The 16,534-nt window shown below is 61.0% G+C and carries 16 protein-coding genes; 6 read left to right on the top strand and 10 right to left on the bottom strand.

From position 1 onward, the window contains the following. The first annotated feature begins 173 nt into the window (after positions 1-173). From ACRC4F_RS09830 to ACRC4F_RS09855, 6 genes are all read left to right on the top strand, one after another. The gene (locus ACRC4F_RS09830; protein WP_438659128.1) at positions 174-470 is read left to right on the top strand and encodes a DUF5629 family protein; all 297 of its coding nucleotides are present in this window, start codon (positions 174-176) and stop codon (positions 468-470) included. Then, positions 463-1,632 carry a lactonase family protein gene (locus ACRC4F_RS09835; protein WP_438659129.1) on the top strand — a complete coding sequence of 390 codons (1,170 nt, stop codon included), beginning with the start codon at positions 463-465 and terminating at the stop codon, positions 1,630-1,632. The genes ACRC4F_RS09830 and ACRC4F_RS09835 overlap by 8 nt, the downstream gene beginning before the upstream one ends. Positions 1,633-1,787: 155 nt before the next feature. Continuing rightward, a complete protein-coding gene (locus ACRC4F_RS09840; protein ID WP_438659130.1) occupies positions 1,788-1,967 on the top strand; it encodes a hypothetical protein in 180 nt (59 codons plus the stop codon). Between the two features lie 211 nt (positions 1,968-2,178). Further along, entirely contained in the window at positions 2,179-2,304 is a 126-nt protein-coding gene (locus ACRC4F_RS09845; protein WP_438659131.1) for a hypothetical protein, read from the top strand. 115 nt (positions 2,305-2,419) lie between these two features. Next, a complete protein-coding gene (locus ACRC4F_RS09850) occupies positions 2,420-2,632 on the top strand; it encodes a hypothetical protein (protein WP_438659132.1) in 213 nt (70 codons plus the stop codon). Further along, positions 2,629-2,886, top strand: coding sequence for a hypothetical protein (locus ACRC4F_RS09855; protein ID WP_438659133.1), 258 nt, complete (start codon positions 2,629-2,631; stop codon positions 2,884-2,886). Before ACRC4F_RS09850 ends, ACRC4F_RS09855 begins: the two co-directional genes overlap by 4 nt. A 185-nt stretch (positions 2,887-3,071) precedes the next feature. On the opposite strand, the gene ACRC4F_RS09860 is transcribed toward ACRC4F_RS09855, so the two are convergent. From ACRC4F_RS09860 to ACRC4F_RS09905, 10 genes are all read right to left on the bottom strand, one after another. Next, positions 3,072-3,668 (bottom strand): glutathione S-transferase, encoded by a 597-nt coding sequence (locus tag ACRC4F_RS09860; RefSeq protein WP_438659134.1) that lies wholly within the window; start codon positions 3,666-3,668, stop codon positions 3,072-3,074. After that, positions 3,665-7,306: an AAA family ATPase gene (locus ACRC4F_RS09865; protein ID WP_438659135.1), complete on the bottom strand. Its 3,642-nt coding sequence runs from the start codon at positions 7,304-7,306 to the stop codon at positions 3,665-3,667. Before ACRC4F_RS09865 ends, ACRC4F_RS09860 begins: the two co-directional genes overlap by 4 nt. Further along, positions 7,303-8,547, bottom strand: a complete 1,245-nt coding sequence (locus ACRC4F_RS09870; protein ID WP_438659136.1) for an exonuclease SbcCD subunit D C-terminal domain-containing protein — start codon at positions 8,545-8,547, stop codon at positions 7,303-7,305. The genes ACRC4F_RS09865 and ACRC4F_RS09870 overlap by 4 nt, the downstream gene beginning before the upstream one ends. 252 nt (positions 8,548-8,799) lie before the next feature. After that, positions 8,800-10,440, bottom strand: a complete 1,641-nt coding sequence (locus tag ACRC4F_RS09875; RefSeq protein ID WP_438659137.1) for a BatD family protein — start codon at positions 10,438-10,440, stop codon at positions 8,800-8,802. Beyond that, positions 10,437-12,176 (bottom strand): tetratricopeptide repeat protein, encoded by a 1,740-nt coding sequence (locus tag ACRC4F_RS09880; protein ID WP_438659138.1) that lies wholly within the window; start codon positions 12,174-12,176, stop codon positions 10,437-10,439. Before ACRC4F_RS09880 ends, ACRC4F_RS09875 begins: the two co-directional genes overlap by 4 nt. Then, entirely contained in the window at positions 12,173-13,252 is a 1,080-nt protein-coding gene (locus tag ACRC4F_RS09885) for a vWA domain-containing protein (RefSeq protein WP_438659139.1), read from the bottom strand. The genes ACRC4F_RS09880 and ACRC4F_RS09885 overlap by 4 nt, the downstream gene beginning before the upstream one ends. After that, positions 13,245-13,739: a DUF4381 domain-containing protein gene (locus tag ACRC4F_RS09890; RefSeq protein WP_438659140.1), complete on the bottom strand. Its 495-nt coding sequence runs from the start codon at positions 13,737-13,739 to the stop codon at positions 13,245-13,247. The genes ACRC4F_RS09885 and ACRC4F_RS09890 overlap by 8 nt, the downstream gene beginning before the upstream one ends. Continuing rightward, complete coding sequence (locus ACRC4F_RS09895; protein WP_438659141.1) at positions 13,736-14,680, bottom strand: DUF58 domain-containing protein; 945 nt, start codon at positions 14,678-14,680, stop codon at positions 13,736-13,738. Before ACRC4F_RS09895 ends, ACRC4F_RS09890 begins: the two co-directional genes overlap by 4 nt. Positions 14,681-14,685: 5 nt before the next feature. Next, on the bottom strand, positions 14,686-15,645 hold the full coding sequence (locus ACRC4F_RS09900) for an AAA family ATPase (protein WP_003218556.1): 960 nt from the start codon (positions 15,643-15,645) through the stop codon (positions 14,686-14,688). Between the two features lie 282 nt (positions 15,646-15,927). After that, on the bottom strand, positions 15,928-16,281 hold the full coding sequence (locus tag ACRC4F_RS09905; protein ID WP_438659142.1) for a hypothetical protein: 354 nt from the start codon (positions 16,279-16,281) through the stop codon (positions 15,928-15,930). Positions 16,282-16,534 lie beyond the last annotated feature (253 nt).

A 16,534-nucleotide genomic window follows, 5' to 3' on the forward strand; every position in this document is an offset into this window, starting at 1 on the left:
AGCCTGCTCGCGATGGCGGTGTATCAGTCAAAAAGATATCGACTGACACACCGCCATCGCGAGCAGGCTCGCTCCCACATTTGTTCGGGGTTGTGATCGAGATTTGTGGTCGGCGCTAAGGCGCTGCCACATTGAGCTATCATTGCGTCTTTCCCATTCAAAGATTGACTGCCATGACTGCCCCAACCGACACCTTGCTCGCCACCCTCGAACACTGCGATATGGTGGAAATCGACGGGCTGCACGCGTTCGAATTCTCCCTCGATGAAGACGACAATCTGCACATCGAATGCCTCGACGGCCGCGTGTCCAAACACTGGGAATTCACCCCGGCCGAGGTCGAGGCCGCGACCTTCGACCCGACTCTGCAAAGCTGGCTGATCACCGGTGATTCCGGCGAGCACCGCTTGGTGTGCATGACCGCGTTCCGCGGTGATGACGACGAAGAAGAAGGGAATCTGGATGCATAAGCTCTGGCCACTGTTGATGGCCGGCAGCATCGGCGCGATGGGTATTGAGGCTGCATCGGCCGACGACTATCAATTGCTGGTCGGTTCCTACACGGCGGGGCAGAGCGAGGGGATTTATCGACTGAACTTCGACAGCGCCACCGGCCACATCAACCCAAAGCCGCTGCAAGTGGTCACCAGTGAAAATCCATCCTGGCTGACCGTTTCAAAGGATCAGCTCCACCTGTTTGTGGTCAACGAAAATGGCCCCGGTCAGAAAGATCCGGTCGGGCGCGTCAGCAGTTATGCGATCGACCCCAAGACCCATGCACTGAGCCTGATCAATCAGGTACAGAGCCTGGGCAACGAGCCGACGCATTCAAGCCTCAGCGGTGATGCCAGTCATTTGTTTGTCAGCAATTATTCGGTGGTTGAAGACCCGGGTGGCACGCTGGCGGTGTTGCCTGTGGCTGCCGACGGCAAGCTCAAAAACGTAGTGCAGATGAGCAGTCATCCGTCGAGCAGGGTCAATCCTGAGCGGCAGATGTCGGCGCATGTGCATTCGACGGTTTCGTCCCCGGACGGCCAGTTTGTGTTCTCCAACGACCTGGGCGCCGACAAGGTCTTTGTCTACCGCTTCGATCCCAAGGCGAACCCGGTGCTGCCGCTGGTTGCCGCCACCCCGGCGTCCGTGCAGTTGCCAGCTGGCAGCGGACCGCGTCATTTGCTGTTCAGCGCCGATGGCAAACACGCCTGGCTGACCATGGAAATGAGCGCGCAGGTCGCGGTGTTCGATTACCAGAACGGCAAGCTTGAGCAAACGCAGATGGTGGATCTGGCGGCGGGTCAACCTGTCTCAGACAAGGCTGCCGCTGCGCTGCACGCATCGGGCGATGGCAAATTCCTCTACGTCAGCAACCGTGGCACTGCCAATCAGTTGCTGGTGTTTGCCATTGATCCTGCGACTGGCCACCTCAAGGAGCTGCAACGGCGTTCGGTGGAAGGTGATCACCCCCGCGAGTTCAGCCTCGATCCGAGTGGCAAGTTTTTGCTGATTGCCAACCAGAAAAGCAACCAGATTGTGGTGATCGAACGCGATGCCCAGAGCGGTCTGCTGGGTAAAACCGTGCAGAAACTGCCGATGGATGCCCCGAGCGATCTCAAGTTCCTGGTGCGTCAATAAGCCGCAGGCCCCGGTTGCTGGGGCCTGCATCCTTGTATTAATGAGACTGATATCTGCTAATGCTACAAAAGATTTCAAGGCGCCAACCTCGAAGGTTAAGTTTGCTCCACGGCCCAACCGGGCAAGCAAGCCAACTGAATACGAGGAATACCGCCATGAACTTCAATCTCTTCTCCATCATCGCCGCATCCGCCATCTCTGCCACCGTGGCTCTGCCAGCCAGCGCCAACGTTGAAATCACCGACAAAAAATCTCACGCCCAGAGCTACACCCAGAAATATCTGCAACAGAGTGCCAACTTCTACGCGGCACTGGATCACAAGACCCAAGCCTGAAATTCAAGCCTTGCACCTTTTATGCAGGAGCGAAGTCACTTGCGTCGATCGGGCTGAACCAGCTTCGAGAAACCTGAGTGATGTCGCTCCTGCATAACGCGTTTACGACAGCATCACATTGCCATCAATCAAGCGCTTGATATCACATGGCCACGCGTTTAGATTTGACGCTGAGTTTTTGACTCCTTTTCTAATAACAAGGATCGACAGCATGGCGATGCGTCTGGCAGTGGTTCTTCTGTTTCTCTATTCCACCCCCATTCTTTCGGCTGCCCAGCCCGTTACAGACGAGCCGGATGCGGCCCGCGAGCGCTTGATGAGTTTTATTGAAGACTGAAATAGACTGGCTTAATGATTAATGAAGCTGATGGTTACTATGGAAAACCCTGAGTGGTTGTCACAGCTTTTTTGATCGATTCTGTGGGCTCTGAAACATGCCCACGGAGAACACCATGGCCAGCTCAATCATCACTTCTGCCAAATACGGCGCCTACCTGGCCATAGGTCTTTACGTGGCCCTGGTATTGGTCGTCAGCATTTCCGCGCACTCGCAGCACACCTTCGAAGCACCCGTTCAGGTCGCTTATCCCGCCATCCAGTTCGAACACCGCGCGCAAAACGTGGTGGTCGATCACGAAGACTTGGCGGGAGCGGCAGGGGCATGAAAGGGGGCAAACTCTGGGTCATCGCTTTTCTGGCGTTCATGACCAACGGCGCTTCACTGTTGGGGATAGGGCAGGGCTCGGCAGGTTCGGTTGCGCGGTCCATCGAAGCCAATCACAACCTCGCGCGAGACATTGAAACGGCGAAAGCCTTGGGACTGCTGGCAGGCAATCCGCCGATGAAACGCCAAGACGATTTTTTCGGGCCGTTTCAGGTTGATTGCTCGGTACTGGAAATGTGTGAAGTGTTCGCCTGAAAGCGAGCAGCCACTGAATCGTTTGTGGCGAGGGAGCTTGTCGGAACGCCGCACCGTCCCGCTCGGCTGCGCAGCAGTCGTAAACCGGGCGACTCGGTGTGTCAGAAAGATTGAAGGGGGCTGCTTCGCACCCGAGCGGGACGGTGCGGCGTTCCGACAAGCTCCCTCGCCACAGGGGTTAAGCGTTACTTCTGCATCACGCCTACAAACAGCTCTGATTCCAAAAACCGCTGCAACCAAACCTGCAACCGCACATAAGGCGTCTGCCCGAACCACTCGCGATCGACATGGGCGAATTGCCGTATGAACGGCATCAACGCCACATCCGCCAGGCTCGGATGCCCGGTCTGCAAATAGTCGCGTCCCTCCAGCAATTCATCCAGCTTGCGCAAGAACTCCTCACCTGCAGCGCGATAGGTTTCCATCGGCTGCTCAGGGTAACGCTCGGCGTACTTGTAGCGATTCAGATGCACCTTGAACGCCTGATCGTTCTCTTCAATGAGCACGGCGATTTGCCTGTGTGCGGCGGGATCATCCTTGAGCAGCCAATCCTGCGGATCGTTCTGCGCCAAGGCCCAACGCATGATCGCCAGGCTTTCATCGACGACCTGACCGTCGACGCTCAGCACCGGGACCGTACCCTTGGGCGACAGGGCGAGCATCTCGGCGGGTTTGGCCTTCAGGCTGACCTCGACGATCTGCACCGCAACGCCCGAATAGCGCAGGGCCATGCGCGCTCGCATGGCGTAAGGGCAACGGCGGAACGAATACAGCGTATTCATTTCACCTCCAAAGTACTCAGGCCATTGCCCTGACGATGGACCTGAATCTGCACCGGAATGCGCTCATGCATTTCCTGCACGTGGGAAATCACCGCGACCTTGCGGCCTTGTGCTTGCAGGCCATCCAGCGCATCCATGGCCAGTTGCAGGGATTCCGGATCGAGGCTGCCGAAGCCTTCGTCGATGAACAGCGATTCGATTTTCAGTGTGCTGGAGGCCATCGACGCCAGACCGAGCGCCAAGGCCAGCGACACCAGGAACGTCTCACCGCCCGACAACGAATGCACCGAACGCAGCTCGTCGCCCATCTCGGTGTCCATCACCAACAACCCGAGCATGCTGCCGCCGCGCTTCAGGCGATAGCGCCGCACCAGTTGCCGCAACTGCACGTTGGCGTGATGCACCAGCAAGTCGAGGTTGTAGGCCTGAGCGATCTTGCGGAACGTGTCGCCGGTGGCCGAACCGATCAGCGCATTCAAACGGGCCCAGCGCTGGTACTCGCTGTAGGCGTCGGCGATCTGCTGCGCCAGGGCCTGGTTGGCGTTCTGCCGGCGCTGATCCTCGGCCTGTTCGGCACGCAGTTCGGCGCAACGGTGTTCGCTGGCGGTGAACAGGTTTTGCAGGTCTGTCAGGGCCGTGGCGAGTTGCTCGGCGTCGAGGTTGCCGTTGTGTTGCGCCTGATGATTGAGCAGACGCTGATCGCGCTCCTGCAATCGCACGCTGGCCTGTTCGATGGCTTTTTCGCTTTGCTGCAATTGCTGGCGTAGTTCGCTGACTTGCTGATCGTCGACACTCAACAGGGCTTCCAGCCCGCCGTCATCCAGCTCCGGATGCAGGGCGCGCCAGTCGGCGATCTTCGCGCTCAGTTCGCGGTCTTCCGTTTCAAGAGCCAGCAGGCGCTCTTGTCTGGCGTTGAGCTCGGCAGCCAGTTCGACTAACCGCGTGCGCACGGTTTGCAGTTCCTGATGGGCCGTTGCCTGAGCAGTACGCGCCTGTTCGACGGCTTGATCCAGTTGCTGCTGCCAGTGTTCGGCGCTGCTGTGCTCGCCAAGCAATTGCGTCAATTGTTGCTGGCAAGCTTGTTGCTGCTCGGCAAGGACGTTGAACTGTTGCTGGGCCGCTTCCAATGCCTGGACGCGGGCCAGTTGACGGTCCTGTTCTTTTTCCAGCGTCTGCTGCCGCTGCTGCTGTTCGCCGAGCTCATCGCGTTGCTGGTCGAGTTGCTCCAGACGCTGGGCGATCTGCCGGTCAAGTTGCATGAACGTCGCGGCCGGTTCGTTGCGCAACGCTTCAAGCGTCTCGGCCGGGAGCAGGGTGCTGAAAGCGCTCAACTCTTCGTCCAGACGCTGGCGATCGCTGCTCAGCTCACGCTGTTGATTGCTCAGGTGCTGAGTCGCTTGCTGGCTCGCGGCTTCGGCACTGCGCAGTTGCTGCTGAAGGCGCGCGGCGTCCTGTTGCAGCGTGAGCAGGGCGGTTTGCCGATGTTCATCCTGGGTGATGCTCTGGTTCAACTGGCTATTTTGTTGCACCAGCCAGTTGTCGCGTTTGCTCGCATCCTGGGCCAGCAATTGCGTGGACAGCGGATGCGCTTCGAGGCTCGGCGTCAGGCCTTGTTGCTGGGTGGCGAGTTGGTCCTGTTGCTGCAACAGTTCTTTTTGCTGAGCAATCAAACCGCCGACTTCGCCGCGTAAATCGGTGAGTTTTTCTTTCAGCAGGTCAACCGCTTTTTGCGCGTTGGCCTGCTCGCTTTCATCGTGGCGACCGAGGCTTTGCAGCAAGGCTTCGGGCTGATGATAGGGATGGTCGGGGCTGCCGCAGACCGGGCACGGTTGATCGTCCTGCAACTGTGCGCGCAGCTCTTCGACGCTGGCGCTGCGGGCCAGACGCTGACGCTCCAGCAGTTCGCGAGTGACGCTCAGGGTCTGTTCGGCGACGACCAGGTCGTTCTTGGTTTTCACGCCATCCTGAGTCAGGCGATCACGTTCCTGCTGAGCGCTGAGCTGGCGTTGCTGAAGTTCTGCACCGCGCTTGTCGATCTCCAGCTGGCTGGCCCACAGCCGTGTCAGCTCTTCGAACGCTCGCAGTTGTTTACGGTTGTCCTGCAACAGAGTGCCAAGCAACTGGATCTGCTCGGCCACGGCCTCGGGTTCGGCGCCGGCTTCTTTGTAGAGCACTTCCAGATTCTGTTTTTGCGCGGCCAGTTCTTCGCCTGCGCGGGCAGCGCTTTGCTCAAGGGAAGCCAGTTCAGCCTGGCCTTTGTTCAAGCGGTTGCCGATCAGCATCAGCTGTTGCAGACGATCCCGGTAGGCGTTCCAGGCCTCGCTCAATGGCGCCAGAGGCGTGCTTTGCTCAAGCTCCCCGGCAATCCGCTCCAGACGTGCAGCCACCTGCTTTTGTTGCTCGAGCAAGCCTTGAATCGTGTTCTGCCCTTGAGTGCAGACCAGTTCCGCTTGTTGCTTGAGGTCCGCACTTGCACTGGCTTCTTTGACCAGCCGGGCGAGGGTGCTTTGCTCTTCAAAGGCTTGTCGCAGCAGTGGTGCACTGGTGGTGTGTTGGCTTTGGGCTTCAACCAGCGCGGTCTGCGCAGCGCTCAAACTCTGTTCGAGTTGTGCCTGACGCTCATTCAACTCGGCTTGCTGCTGGGTATGTTGCTGAATCTGCGCCGCCAGTGGGGTGAGCTGGGCGGTGAGTTCGGTCTTGCGGGCGAACTGGTGCCGTTGCGGGGCCAGTTGTTCCAGGCGCGTCAGCTTCAACCGCTCGCCGGCCAGGCTTTCCCAGTGCTGCCGGGCGCTGGTCAGTTGCTCGGTGGCGCTCTGTTGTTCTTCCTGTAATTGACGCAGGTCTTTGAGCCAGGTGTGCTGCAATTCAAGCTGTTTGAGCTGCGCTTGCTGGGTCTTGAGTTGCTGTTGCGCCGCATTGAAACGCTCATCAAGCTCGGCCCGCGCTTCGGGTGACAGCGGCGTAACGCCCGTGGCCTGATCCTGCAACAACTTGTGCGCGTCGCGGGCGTCTTTGGCTTTGTCGAAAGCACGGCGACCGAGCCGGGTGTAAAGCGCCGTGTCGGTGAGCTTCTCCAGCAATTCGCTGCGTTCGTTGTCGTTGGCCTTTAGAAAGGCGCTGAACTCGCTCTGGGCCAGCAGCACGGCGCGGGTGAACTGTTCGAAGTTCAGGCCCAGCACGGCTTCGAGCTGGGTTTTGAACTCGACTTTCTGACTGGCCAGCAGTTGATCCTGATCGATGTCGCGCAGACTCTGACGACTGATTTGCAGCTTGCCGCCGGCCTTTTCCCGGGCGCGATTGGCTTCCCAGCGCGCACGGTAACGACGGCCATCGATGCCGACGAAATCCACTTCGGCATAGCCTTCGCCGGTGCCGCGACGCAGCAAGGTGCGCGGGTCGCCGGTGCTGATTTCGCCATCGGCGTCCGGCGCTTTGGCGGAGGCCTGGGCGTTGCTCAGCCGGGGCACGGCGCCAAACAGGGCGAGGCACAAAGCATCGAGCAAGGTGCTTTTACCGGCACCGGTCGGCCCGGTGATCGCAAACAGGCCGGCGCTCGCCAGCGGTTCAGCGGTGAAGTCGATTTCAAAAGGCCCGGCCAGGGAGGCGAGGTTTTTCAGGCGGATCGCGAGGATCTTCATGGTTGTTCGCTCTCCATCTGCACGTCCTGCAGCAACTCGGCAAAGTCCTTCAGCGTCTGCTCATCGACCTCGCTGCCATAGCTGTCCTGCCAGGCGCGGCTGAACAATTCCTGGGGCGTGAGCTGGTCCAGTTCTATCAAAGTCGTGCCGTCATCGACACCCTCGCGACTGCCATTGCCGGCGTACTCGGCGGCGATGCGCACCAGGCGCACGGCTTTGCCTTGCAGGGCGGTTTCTACTTGATGACGCAGATCGGGTTGCGGTTCGTCGAGCCGCACGCGAACTTCCAGCCACGGCTGGCGCTGGATATCGGCGAGCAAATCGATGTTCGGCAGGTCGGCCAGTTGCAAGAGGATTTCGGCCAGGGGTGCCGGGCCGATGCGTTGCAGGTTGACCGCGCGGGGAATCAGTTTCGGTTCGACGCTGACCAGGGTTTCGCCATCGAGCGTGACGTCGAGAATCTGATGCTGATAACCGATTTCCGAGAACGACAACGGAATCGGCGAGCCGCTGTAGCGGATGCGTTCTTCACCGTTGACCTTCTGCGGCTTGTGCAAATGCCCCAGCGCGACATAGCTGATGCTCGGCCCGAACAGACTGGCGGGCAGGGCTTCGGCATTGCCGATGATCAGACTGCGCTCGGAGTCTTCCGAAACGGAACCGCCGGCCATGTGCGCATGGCTGATGGCAATCAGCGCCTGGCCCGGCTTGCGTTTGGCATTGGCCGCTTCGATCAGCCATTCGTGAACCTGACCGATGCCGCGCAGGTAGTTGTCCCCCAATTGCGCGCCGGTGACTTCGGCAGGTCGCAAAAACGGCAGCGCCAGGCACCAGCCAGCAATTTCACCGCTGGCATCCGGCAATGGCAGCAACAGCCGTTCGGCATCCAGTTGACCGTCATCCAGCCACAGCACGCGCCCGAGCGCATGGGTGCGCAAACGGCGCATCAACGGTGCAGGCAGTTCGATCCGCGAGCCGGAGTCGTGGTTGCCGGCGATGATCACGATGGTCAGCAACGGTTGCTGCTCGTGGGCGCTGACGATGAATTCGTAGAGGCGTTCCTGGGCTTTGACCGGCGGATTGACCGTGTCGAAGATATCGCCGGCGATCAACAGTACATCTGGCTGGTCCAGCTTCAGCTGGCGCAACAGCCATTCAAGAAAGCAGGCGTGCTCGAAATCGCGTTCCTGGCCGTGCAGGTTCTGCCCAAGGTGCCAGTCGGAGGTGTGAAACAGACGCAAGGCGAACTCCGTAGGAAATAAGGTAATGGCCGCGTGGAAAGTGATGGCGGCGAAAGGGGAGAGAGTTTACTGGCAAACTGTCGTTCGGGCGCGTCAGGGCCGTTATTTTTGCCCTGGCTTGATGTGTGTGGTGATTTTTAGGCCGTCATCGCGAGCAGGCTCGCTCCCACATTGGATTTGTGTACACCGCAGATCCCCTGTGGGAGCGAGCCGGCTCCGGGCGGCGATCCGACGATGAACGATGACGCGGTCTTACTTCGGGTAAAGCGGCGGCAGGCCACTGTCACCCACCGGATCCTGAACCCGTTCGGCAATCGGGATCGCCTTGATTGCCCGCCACAGTTCTTCGCCTTGCCAGTGCTGGCCGGTTTCGCTGTAGAGCGCGCCGTTCAGGCCGTCCAGCGCGTCGGACAGCGGCACGAAGCGGGCGGCCATGTCGGCGAGGGTTTCCGGTTGCTGCCGGGCCCAGGCATCGAGGGCCTGGCGGGTGGCGTGGGAGTCGTTGACCTGGCAGGCGCGCTTGAGTTCGTCGAGGACGGTGCGCGGGCTCGGGCCGGTCTGCGCGGCACGCAGCACGGCCGGTTGCCAACGGCCACGCCACCAGAGGCCAAAACCCAGCAAAGTGGTGCAGGCCAGGATCAGGGTGCTGAGTTTCCAGCGCCAAAGGGTTTCGCTGTCGGCTGCGGACATGACCGGCGGCGTGCCAGCCGGTGTGTCGACCACCAGGCTCGGATTACTCGCCACTTGCAGGGTTCGGGCCGGCAGGCTGCTGTGTTCGAGGTGATCCTCGAAAGTGTTCCACCAGACCACTTCCACTGCCGGCAGCTCGATTGCGCCACTGCGGCCCGGCACCAGCGCTTCGCGATCTTCACGACTGCCGATCAAGCCGCGCTCGGTGCTTTGATTGCTCAGCACCGGTTGATCCGGGTAGCGTCGCAGGCCATTGACGTCGGTGGCGGGCAGCGGCGGCAGTTGTGAGCTGGCCAGGCCTTCGGCTTTCAAGGTCAGGCTGCGGGTCAGCGAATCACCCACCTGCGCTTGGTCCGGCTCCGGGTTCCAGCTTTCGCTCAGGCTCAGGTTGCGGGCCGGCAACCAGGGCAGGTCGGTTGGGTAGGTAATGGGCTTGGCCTTGACCGTCAGCAGAATCGGGGTGGAGCTCACGCGCATCAGTTTTCCGGATTTCGGCACTTGGGCAGCGGCGTCCTGGGTGGGTTGAGCGTCCACCAGCGTGGCACTGAATACCTGCGCCGCAATGGTCAATTCGCCACTGTGTTGCGGGTAGATCGCATAGCGCATTTCGATCACGCCATGACGCAGGTTGTTGATGACTTTCTCGTACGTGCGCGTCTCGCCGAGTTGTTCGATCCGCGCATCGGGAATTTGCAACGGAGTCAGGCTGCTGTCGTCGTACAGCGACACGGAATGGTAGATGCGCAACGTCAGGATGGCCTGGGCCTGCACGTACACACTGGTCTGGTCGAGGCTTGCGTCAATGAACACCGGGGCCAGTTTTTTCGCGGTGTCCTGGGTTTCGCTTTCGATCACTTGCACAGTAATTGGCTGGCTCTGGACATCGCCCAGCTGCAACGGTGGAATCGTCACGCTGCCGTTTTCCTTCGGCAGCAGAGTGATGATCCAGCGCGTGGTGGCGCGGTTGTCGCCGTTCAGGGTCGTCAGTTGGTTGACCTGGCGGGTGCCGCGCACTTCGAACAGCGGCTCCAGCGGCGTCAGGTCAGGCTTGCCGAACTGCGTCACGTCACTGGATTCCAGGGTCAATTCGACCGTCTCGCCGGAGTTCAGGCGACTGCGATCCACACTGGCGACCAGCGCTGCCGCCTGGGCCTGAGCGGTACAGAGCAGCAGGGCGAGCATGAAAAGGGTGAAGCGGGTCATCGAGTTTTTTCCTGATCCTGATGTTGTTGCTGTTCGTACCAGAATTTGCGCCTGAGCAATTCACCCGGGTCATCCGGGATCTTGCGCAGCCATTGCTCCAGCGCCTGACGCTGTTCGCCATCGATATTGTCACTGGCCGGCCGCATCGGTGGCGTGGTGGTTTGTTCGTCCCCCAGTTCGCTGCCCGGGACTTCATTGGCGCCCGGTTTCGGCGGCGTCGTCGCCTGCTGCCCGGCGTCCGGTGTGGTCTGCTCGGCGTCGGAATTGGGGTGGTCAATGTCCGCCGGCTCCGTGGCGGCACCCGGTGGCGGCTCTTGCGCGGTGGTCTGGGCGTCGTCATCGGCGGATTTCTGCGGCTCAACCGGTGGCGGGGCGTTTTTCTGCTTGAGCAGACTTTCTACCAGCGCCTTGTTGGTCTGTGCCGGACGCAAATCCGGTTGCCGCTCCAGTGCCTGATCGTAGGCGTCCAGCGCCGCCTCCAGCTCACCGCTTTTGGCCAGTGCGTTGCCACGATTGTAGTGGGCGTGCGCGTCGTTACCTTGTGCGAACCGCTGGGCGGCGCCGCTGTAGTCGCCGGCCTCATAGAGCGCCACGCCTTGCCACTGCGGATCTTCAAAGTGCTGCGAAGCCTTCGCCGGATGGCCCTGACGGAGCAAGTGCAGGCCCCGTTGATCGGGGCGCAGCCACAAGTCTTCGAAGTCGAAGGCATAGCTCGGTTGCGGCAGCAGAAACAGCAGCGGCAGACAGAACAGCCAGCCACGACGACCGGCGCACGCCGCCAGCAGCAAAAGCGGCAGCAGCAACCAGTAACCCTGATCGGCCCAGCTGTCGAGGCGCAAGGTTTGGCCATCGTTGCGCAGTGTGCGAGGGCCGTCGAGCAAGCCGAGCCCGCGCAGGTCGGCATCGTCCAGACGCGCCGGGCGATAACGACCACCAAGGTCATTGGCAAAGGCTTTCAGGCTCGGGCTGTCCAGGTGCGGTACCAGAATCGCGCCCTGATCGTCCTTGAGAAAACTGCCGTCTTCCTGCGCGACCGGCGCGCCTTCAGCGGTGCCGATTCCGAGCATCAGGAACTGCGTCGATTTTCTCTCCAGCGCCTGGCGAATGCCTTCGCGTTCCAGCTCCGTCAGGGTTGAACCGATCAACAGGATCCGGCCTTCGCCCAAATCGCCTTGATTCAGCAACGCCAGGGCCTTGGTCACCGCCAGATCGGCGCGATGGCCGGCCTCGGGCATCAGCGAAGGCTTGAGCGCGTCCAGCAGATTACGGCTGGTCGAGAGGTCGTCAGACAGTGGCACCAAAGTGTGGGCGCTGCCGGCGTAAACGACGATTGCCGTCTGGGCGTCGCTGCGGATTTGCAGCAGGTCCAGCAGTTTGCGTCGGGCCTGTTCGAGCCGGTTCGGCGCAACGTCGGTGGCGAGCATTTCCGGGGTCAACTCCAGCACGACCACCAGCGGGTCGGCGGGTTTCTGACTGATTTGTTCGACGCGCTGCCAGCTCGGACCCAATAAAGCCAGGACGGTCAGCACCCACGCCACGCCGAGGACGACCCACGGCAATTTGCTGTCGCGACCGCTGCCACCACTCAACAACGCGGCGTGAAAGGCCGGCGGCAGGATCATCTGCCAGCGCCCGGCGCGCTTTTGCCGATGCCAGAGTTGCCAGAGCAGCCAGCCCAGCAGCGGCAATAACAGCAGCCACCAGGGGCGGAACCAGTACGGCCACAGCGCACTCATCGACGCCTCCGCAGACGCAGGCGTTTGAGTCGCTGGCGCCAGTCAGGCAGTTGCGTCTGCAAAAACAGATCCTTGGTAAACAGTCGTTGCAACGGGTTATCCGGCCAACGCTCGCGCACCACCAGCAACATGCTCAGCAGCAGCGCCATCGCCAGAGGCCAGTGATACAACGCCTGCGCCGGACGGGCCTGGGTCGGTTGCTGAGTCACGGGCTCGAGTGTGTCGAGGGTGTCCTTGATCGTCTGCAGTTCTTTGCCATCGTGAGCGCGGAAGTATTGACCGCCGGTGGCTTGGGCGATGGCTTTCAAGGCCGGTTCGTCGAGGTCCAGGCTCGGATTGATCCCAAGGAAGCCCAAGGTGCCACTTTGCTCCGGGTCGGCGCCAATGCCGATCGGGTAGATTTTCACGCCTTCTTTCGCCGCCAGCCGCGCCGCCGTGAGCGGGTCGATTTCACCGCCGTTGTTAGCGCCGTCCGTCACCAGGATCAGCACGCGGCTCTGGGCCGGACGCATGCGCAGCCGCTTGAGTGCCAAGCCGATGGCATCGCCGATTGCGGTGTTTTTGCCGGCAATGCCGATGCGCGCTTCGTCGAGCCAGACGCGCACGGTGTGCCGGTCGAACGTCAGGGGCGCTTGCAGGTAAGCCTGACTGCCAAACAGGATCAGGCCGACGCGATCGCCGTCGCGACTTTCAAGGAAGTCACCGAGCAAATGCTGAACCAGCGACAGTCGACTGACGTCTTCGTCCTGCCACTGCATGTCGGGGAAATCCATGGAACCGGACACGTCCACCGCCACCAGCAGATCGCGACCACTGGCGGCAATGGGTAGCGGATCACCCAGCCATTGCGGGCGCGCCGCCGCCATCAGCAGCAACAGCCACAACAGAATGAACGGTGCTTGCTGGCGCCACGCCGGCAGGTTGGCCCGGGCACGGCGGCGGGCCAGGCCTTCGAGGTCATTGAGAAAACTGACTTTGAGCGCCGGTTCGCCACTGTCGGCCACTGGCAGCAGCACGCGCATCAACCAGGGCAGCGGCAGCAGGGCAAAGATCCACGGCCAGGCGAACTCAAACATGTTTGCGAATCCAGGTGTCGACGGCCTGCGTGAGGCCGGCGATGGCCTTGTCGTCGAGTTTGCATTCGGGTTTGTAGGCGCCTTCGACCAGCACCATCCAGCGGGTCAGGCCGGCGGCCGGGCAGCGGTTGTCGAGGAACGCCAGCCATTTGCGTCCGTTGAGGGTATGGCTCTGGCTGTAAGGGTAATGGTTACGGCACAGGCGTTTGAGCAAGCCATTGAGTTGCTGCAACCAGGCGCCGGCCGGTGCGCCGTCGTAGGGTTTTGGCATCCGCGCCAGTTCGGCGAGTGCGGCGATACGCACCGGGTCCAGCGGTTGTTCGGCGCGCACGACAGGGCGTTTGTCCGGAATGAATCGCCGTGCCTTCCACAGCCCGAAACCGATCAGTGGCAGCAATAACAGCAGCAGCCACCAGCCGGGCGCGGGTGGCCAGAACTCGATGGGCGGCGGGGAGATCAGCGGTTGCAGTTGATCAAGGCTGCTCATCGACCTTTCCCCGGTTTCTGTGGGTTCAGGTATTCACGGAGTTGCTCGACCATCTCGCTCTGTGTGCTCAGCGGCATCAGCAGAACGCGCAGCTTTTGCGCTAGCAGTTCCCAGCGGGCGATCCGTGCTTCGGCCTGGGCGCGGTAGGTCTGGCGCAGGTCGAAATTCAGCGTGTCGAGCTCCAGTTGCGCGCCCCGTTCGGCGAAGCGAAGCAGCCCGGCGGCGGGCAGGGCGTGGTCCAGCGGATCGGACAATGGCAGCAGCAATAGATCGCAATGGCGCGACAACAAACTCAGTTGCTGTTCGGAACCCTCGGTCAACGCACGCTCATCACAGATCACGATCACCAGACTGCCGGGGCGCAGCACTTCCCGCGCACGACGCAGTGCGAGGTTGAGGGAGTCGCGGTTCTGCTCGCTTTCGGTGTGCAGCGACTGATTGACCCGCACCAGGCGGTTCAGCAGTTGCAGCAGGCTCTGTTTGCTGCGCCGGGGCTTGATCTCGTAGTGCTCGTTGTCGCCGAACACAAGCCCGCCGACCCGGTCGTTATGGCCCAAGGCCGCCCAGCCGATCAGACTCGCTGCTTGCGCGGCGAGCACCGATTTGAACATCAACCCGGAGCCGAAAAACAGCCGGCGGCTTTGCTCGACCATGATGAAAATCGGCCGCTCGCGTTCTTCGTGGAACAGTTTGGTGTGAGGCTCCTGGGTGCGGGCGGTGACGCGCCAGTCGATGGTGCGCACGTCGTCGCCAGCCTGATAGACCCGCACCTGATCGAAGTCCACGCCACGGCCACGCAGCTTGGAGTGGTGCAGTCCGATCAACGGGCTGCGCTGGCTCGGCGTGGAAAACAGCTGCACTTCACGCACGCGATGGCGCATCTCGATCAGCTCGGCGAGGCTGACGCGGATGCCCGGCTCGGGCGGCAGGAGGGCGTTCATCGGGGTCAAGCGACGGCTACGACGTCGAGAATCCGCTGGACCACCCGGTCCTGATCGATGCCAGCGGCTTCGGCTTCAAAGGAAAGAATGATGCGATGGCGCAACACGTCAAACAGCACCGCCTGAATGTCTTCCGGGCTGACGAAGTCGCGACCGGCCAGCCAGGCGTGAGCCCGGGCACAACGGTCTAGGGCAATCGAACCGCGAGGACTGGCGCCGTAGGCGATCCACTCGGCCATCTCCGGATCGAATTTGGCCGGGGTGCGCGTGGCCATGACCAGTTGCACCAGGTATTCCTCCACGGCGTCGGCCATGTACAGGCCGAGGATTTCCTTGCGTGCGGCAAAAATCGCCTGCTGGCTGACCCGGCGCTCTGGCTTGGTTTCGCCATTCAGGGCTTCGCCGCGGGCCTGTTGCAGGATCCGGCGTTCAACAGCGGCGTCCGGGAAGCCGATTTTGACGTGCATCAGGAAGCGGTCGAGCTGGGCCTCGGGCAGCGGATAAGTGCCTTCCTGCTCGATCGGGTTTTGCGTGGCCATCACCAGAAACAGGGGCGATAGCTCGTAAGTGCTGCGCCCGACACTGACCTGGCGCTCGGCCATGGCTTCGAGTAGGGCTGATTGAACTTTGGCAGGGGCGCGGTTGATTTCGTCCGCCAGCACCAGGTTATGGAAGATCGGGCCTTGCTGGAACACGAAACTGCCGGTTTCCGGGCGATAGATTTCCGTGCCGGTAATGTCGGCCGGCAGCAGGTCGGGGGTGAACTGGATGCGGTGGAACTGGGCTTCGATGCCTTCGGCGAGTTCTTTGATGGCCTTGGTCTTGGCCAGCCCCGGGGCGCCCTCGACCAGCATGTGGCCGTCGGCGAGCAAGGCGATGAGCAAGCGCTCGATGAGTTTTTCCTGGCCGAGAATCTGCGTTGAAAGAAAGGTTCGCAGCGCTAGCAGCGCTTCACGATGTTCCATCGATGACTGTTCCTGGAAAGGGTGACCGAAGACGTTCGAATAACGCCAGGGCTGGGGGCGTTACTTTAATCCATCGCGGGGGGCGGCGACTAACGGCATTTTGTGCAAAGTGTGGGAATAGGTGGGTGAAATTGTTGGAGATTTGTGAGGTTCCAGGGCTGGAGGTGTTCTTTCGGGCCTCATCGCGAGCAGGCTCGCTCACACAGTGGACCGCATGTATCTGAAAGAACGCGGTCAATTGTGGGAGCGAGCCTGCTCGCGATGAGGCCGGTCAAGGCACCTTCAAATCTTGCTGATATAGGTGCCGGTCCCCTTGAGGATGTTCTGCAAGGTCAATTCAACTTCAGCCAGATCACTCGCATCGGTGCTGTGAATGATCTCCAGCGAATCATCCCCATTCAACGCATCCGCATCCGCCGCCGCGATTTCAATCAGCAAGCGGGTAGGGCTCAAGGTGACTTTCACGCCGTCCAGCGTCGAAGGCTCGCCATCAAGGGTGATTTCCAGCTCGTCTTCGTCCGGGTAGCGGGTCATCAGGAACATGTCGCCCTGTTCGCTGTGGCAGCAGAGCATGGCCATGTTGTCTTCTTCGTCATCGCACGGGTTGACGATCAAGAGTGGGGTGGTCATTTGCATGGGGAAATCCTGGCTCGGCGAGCGTTGTGAACGCAATAAAAGGCGATTCTGCCAGCCCTCGGGAATTTCTGCTCGTCTGAGTGTCAGAGGATGTGTCGTGAACGCTCAGCGTGTTGCTGGTCATTTCGGGTACGCAAAAGCCGTAAACCCGGGGATAAAACGCCCGTTTTCCTGCACGGCTGCTAGTGTTGTTCGAGGCACATGACGCGAGCTGCGTACCGATGACCGAATATGTCGCAGCGCCGCAAGCACA

The organism is Pseudomonas sp. (assembly GCF_051660785.1).
Lineage (GTDB): Bacteria > Pseudomonadota > Gammaproteobacteria > Pseudomonadales > Pseudomonadaceae > Aquipseudomonas.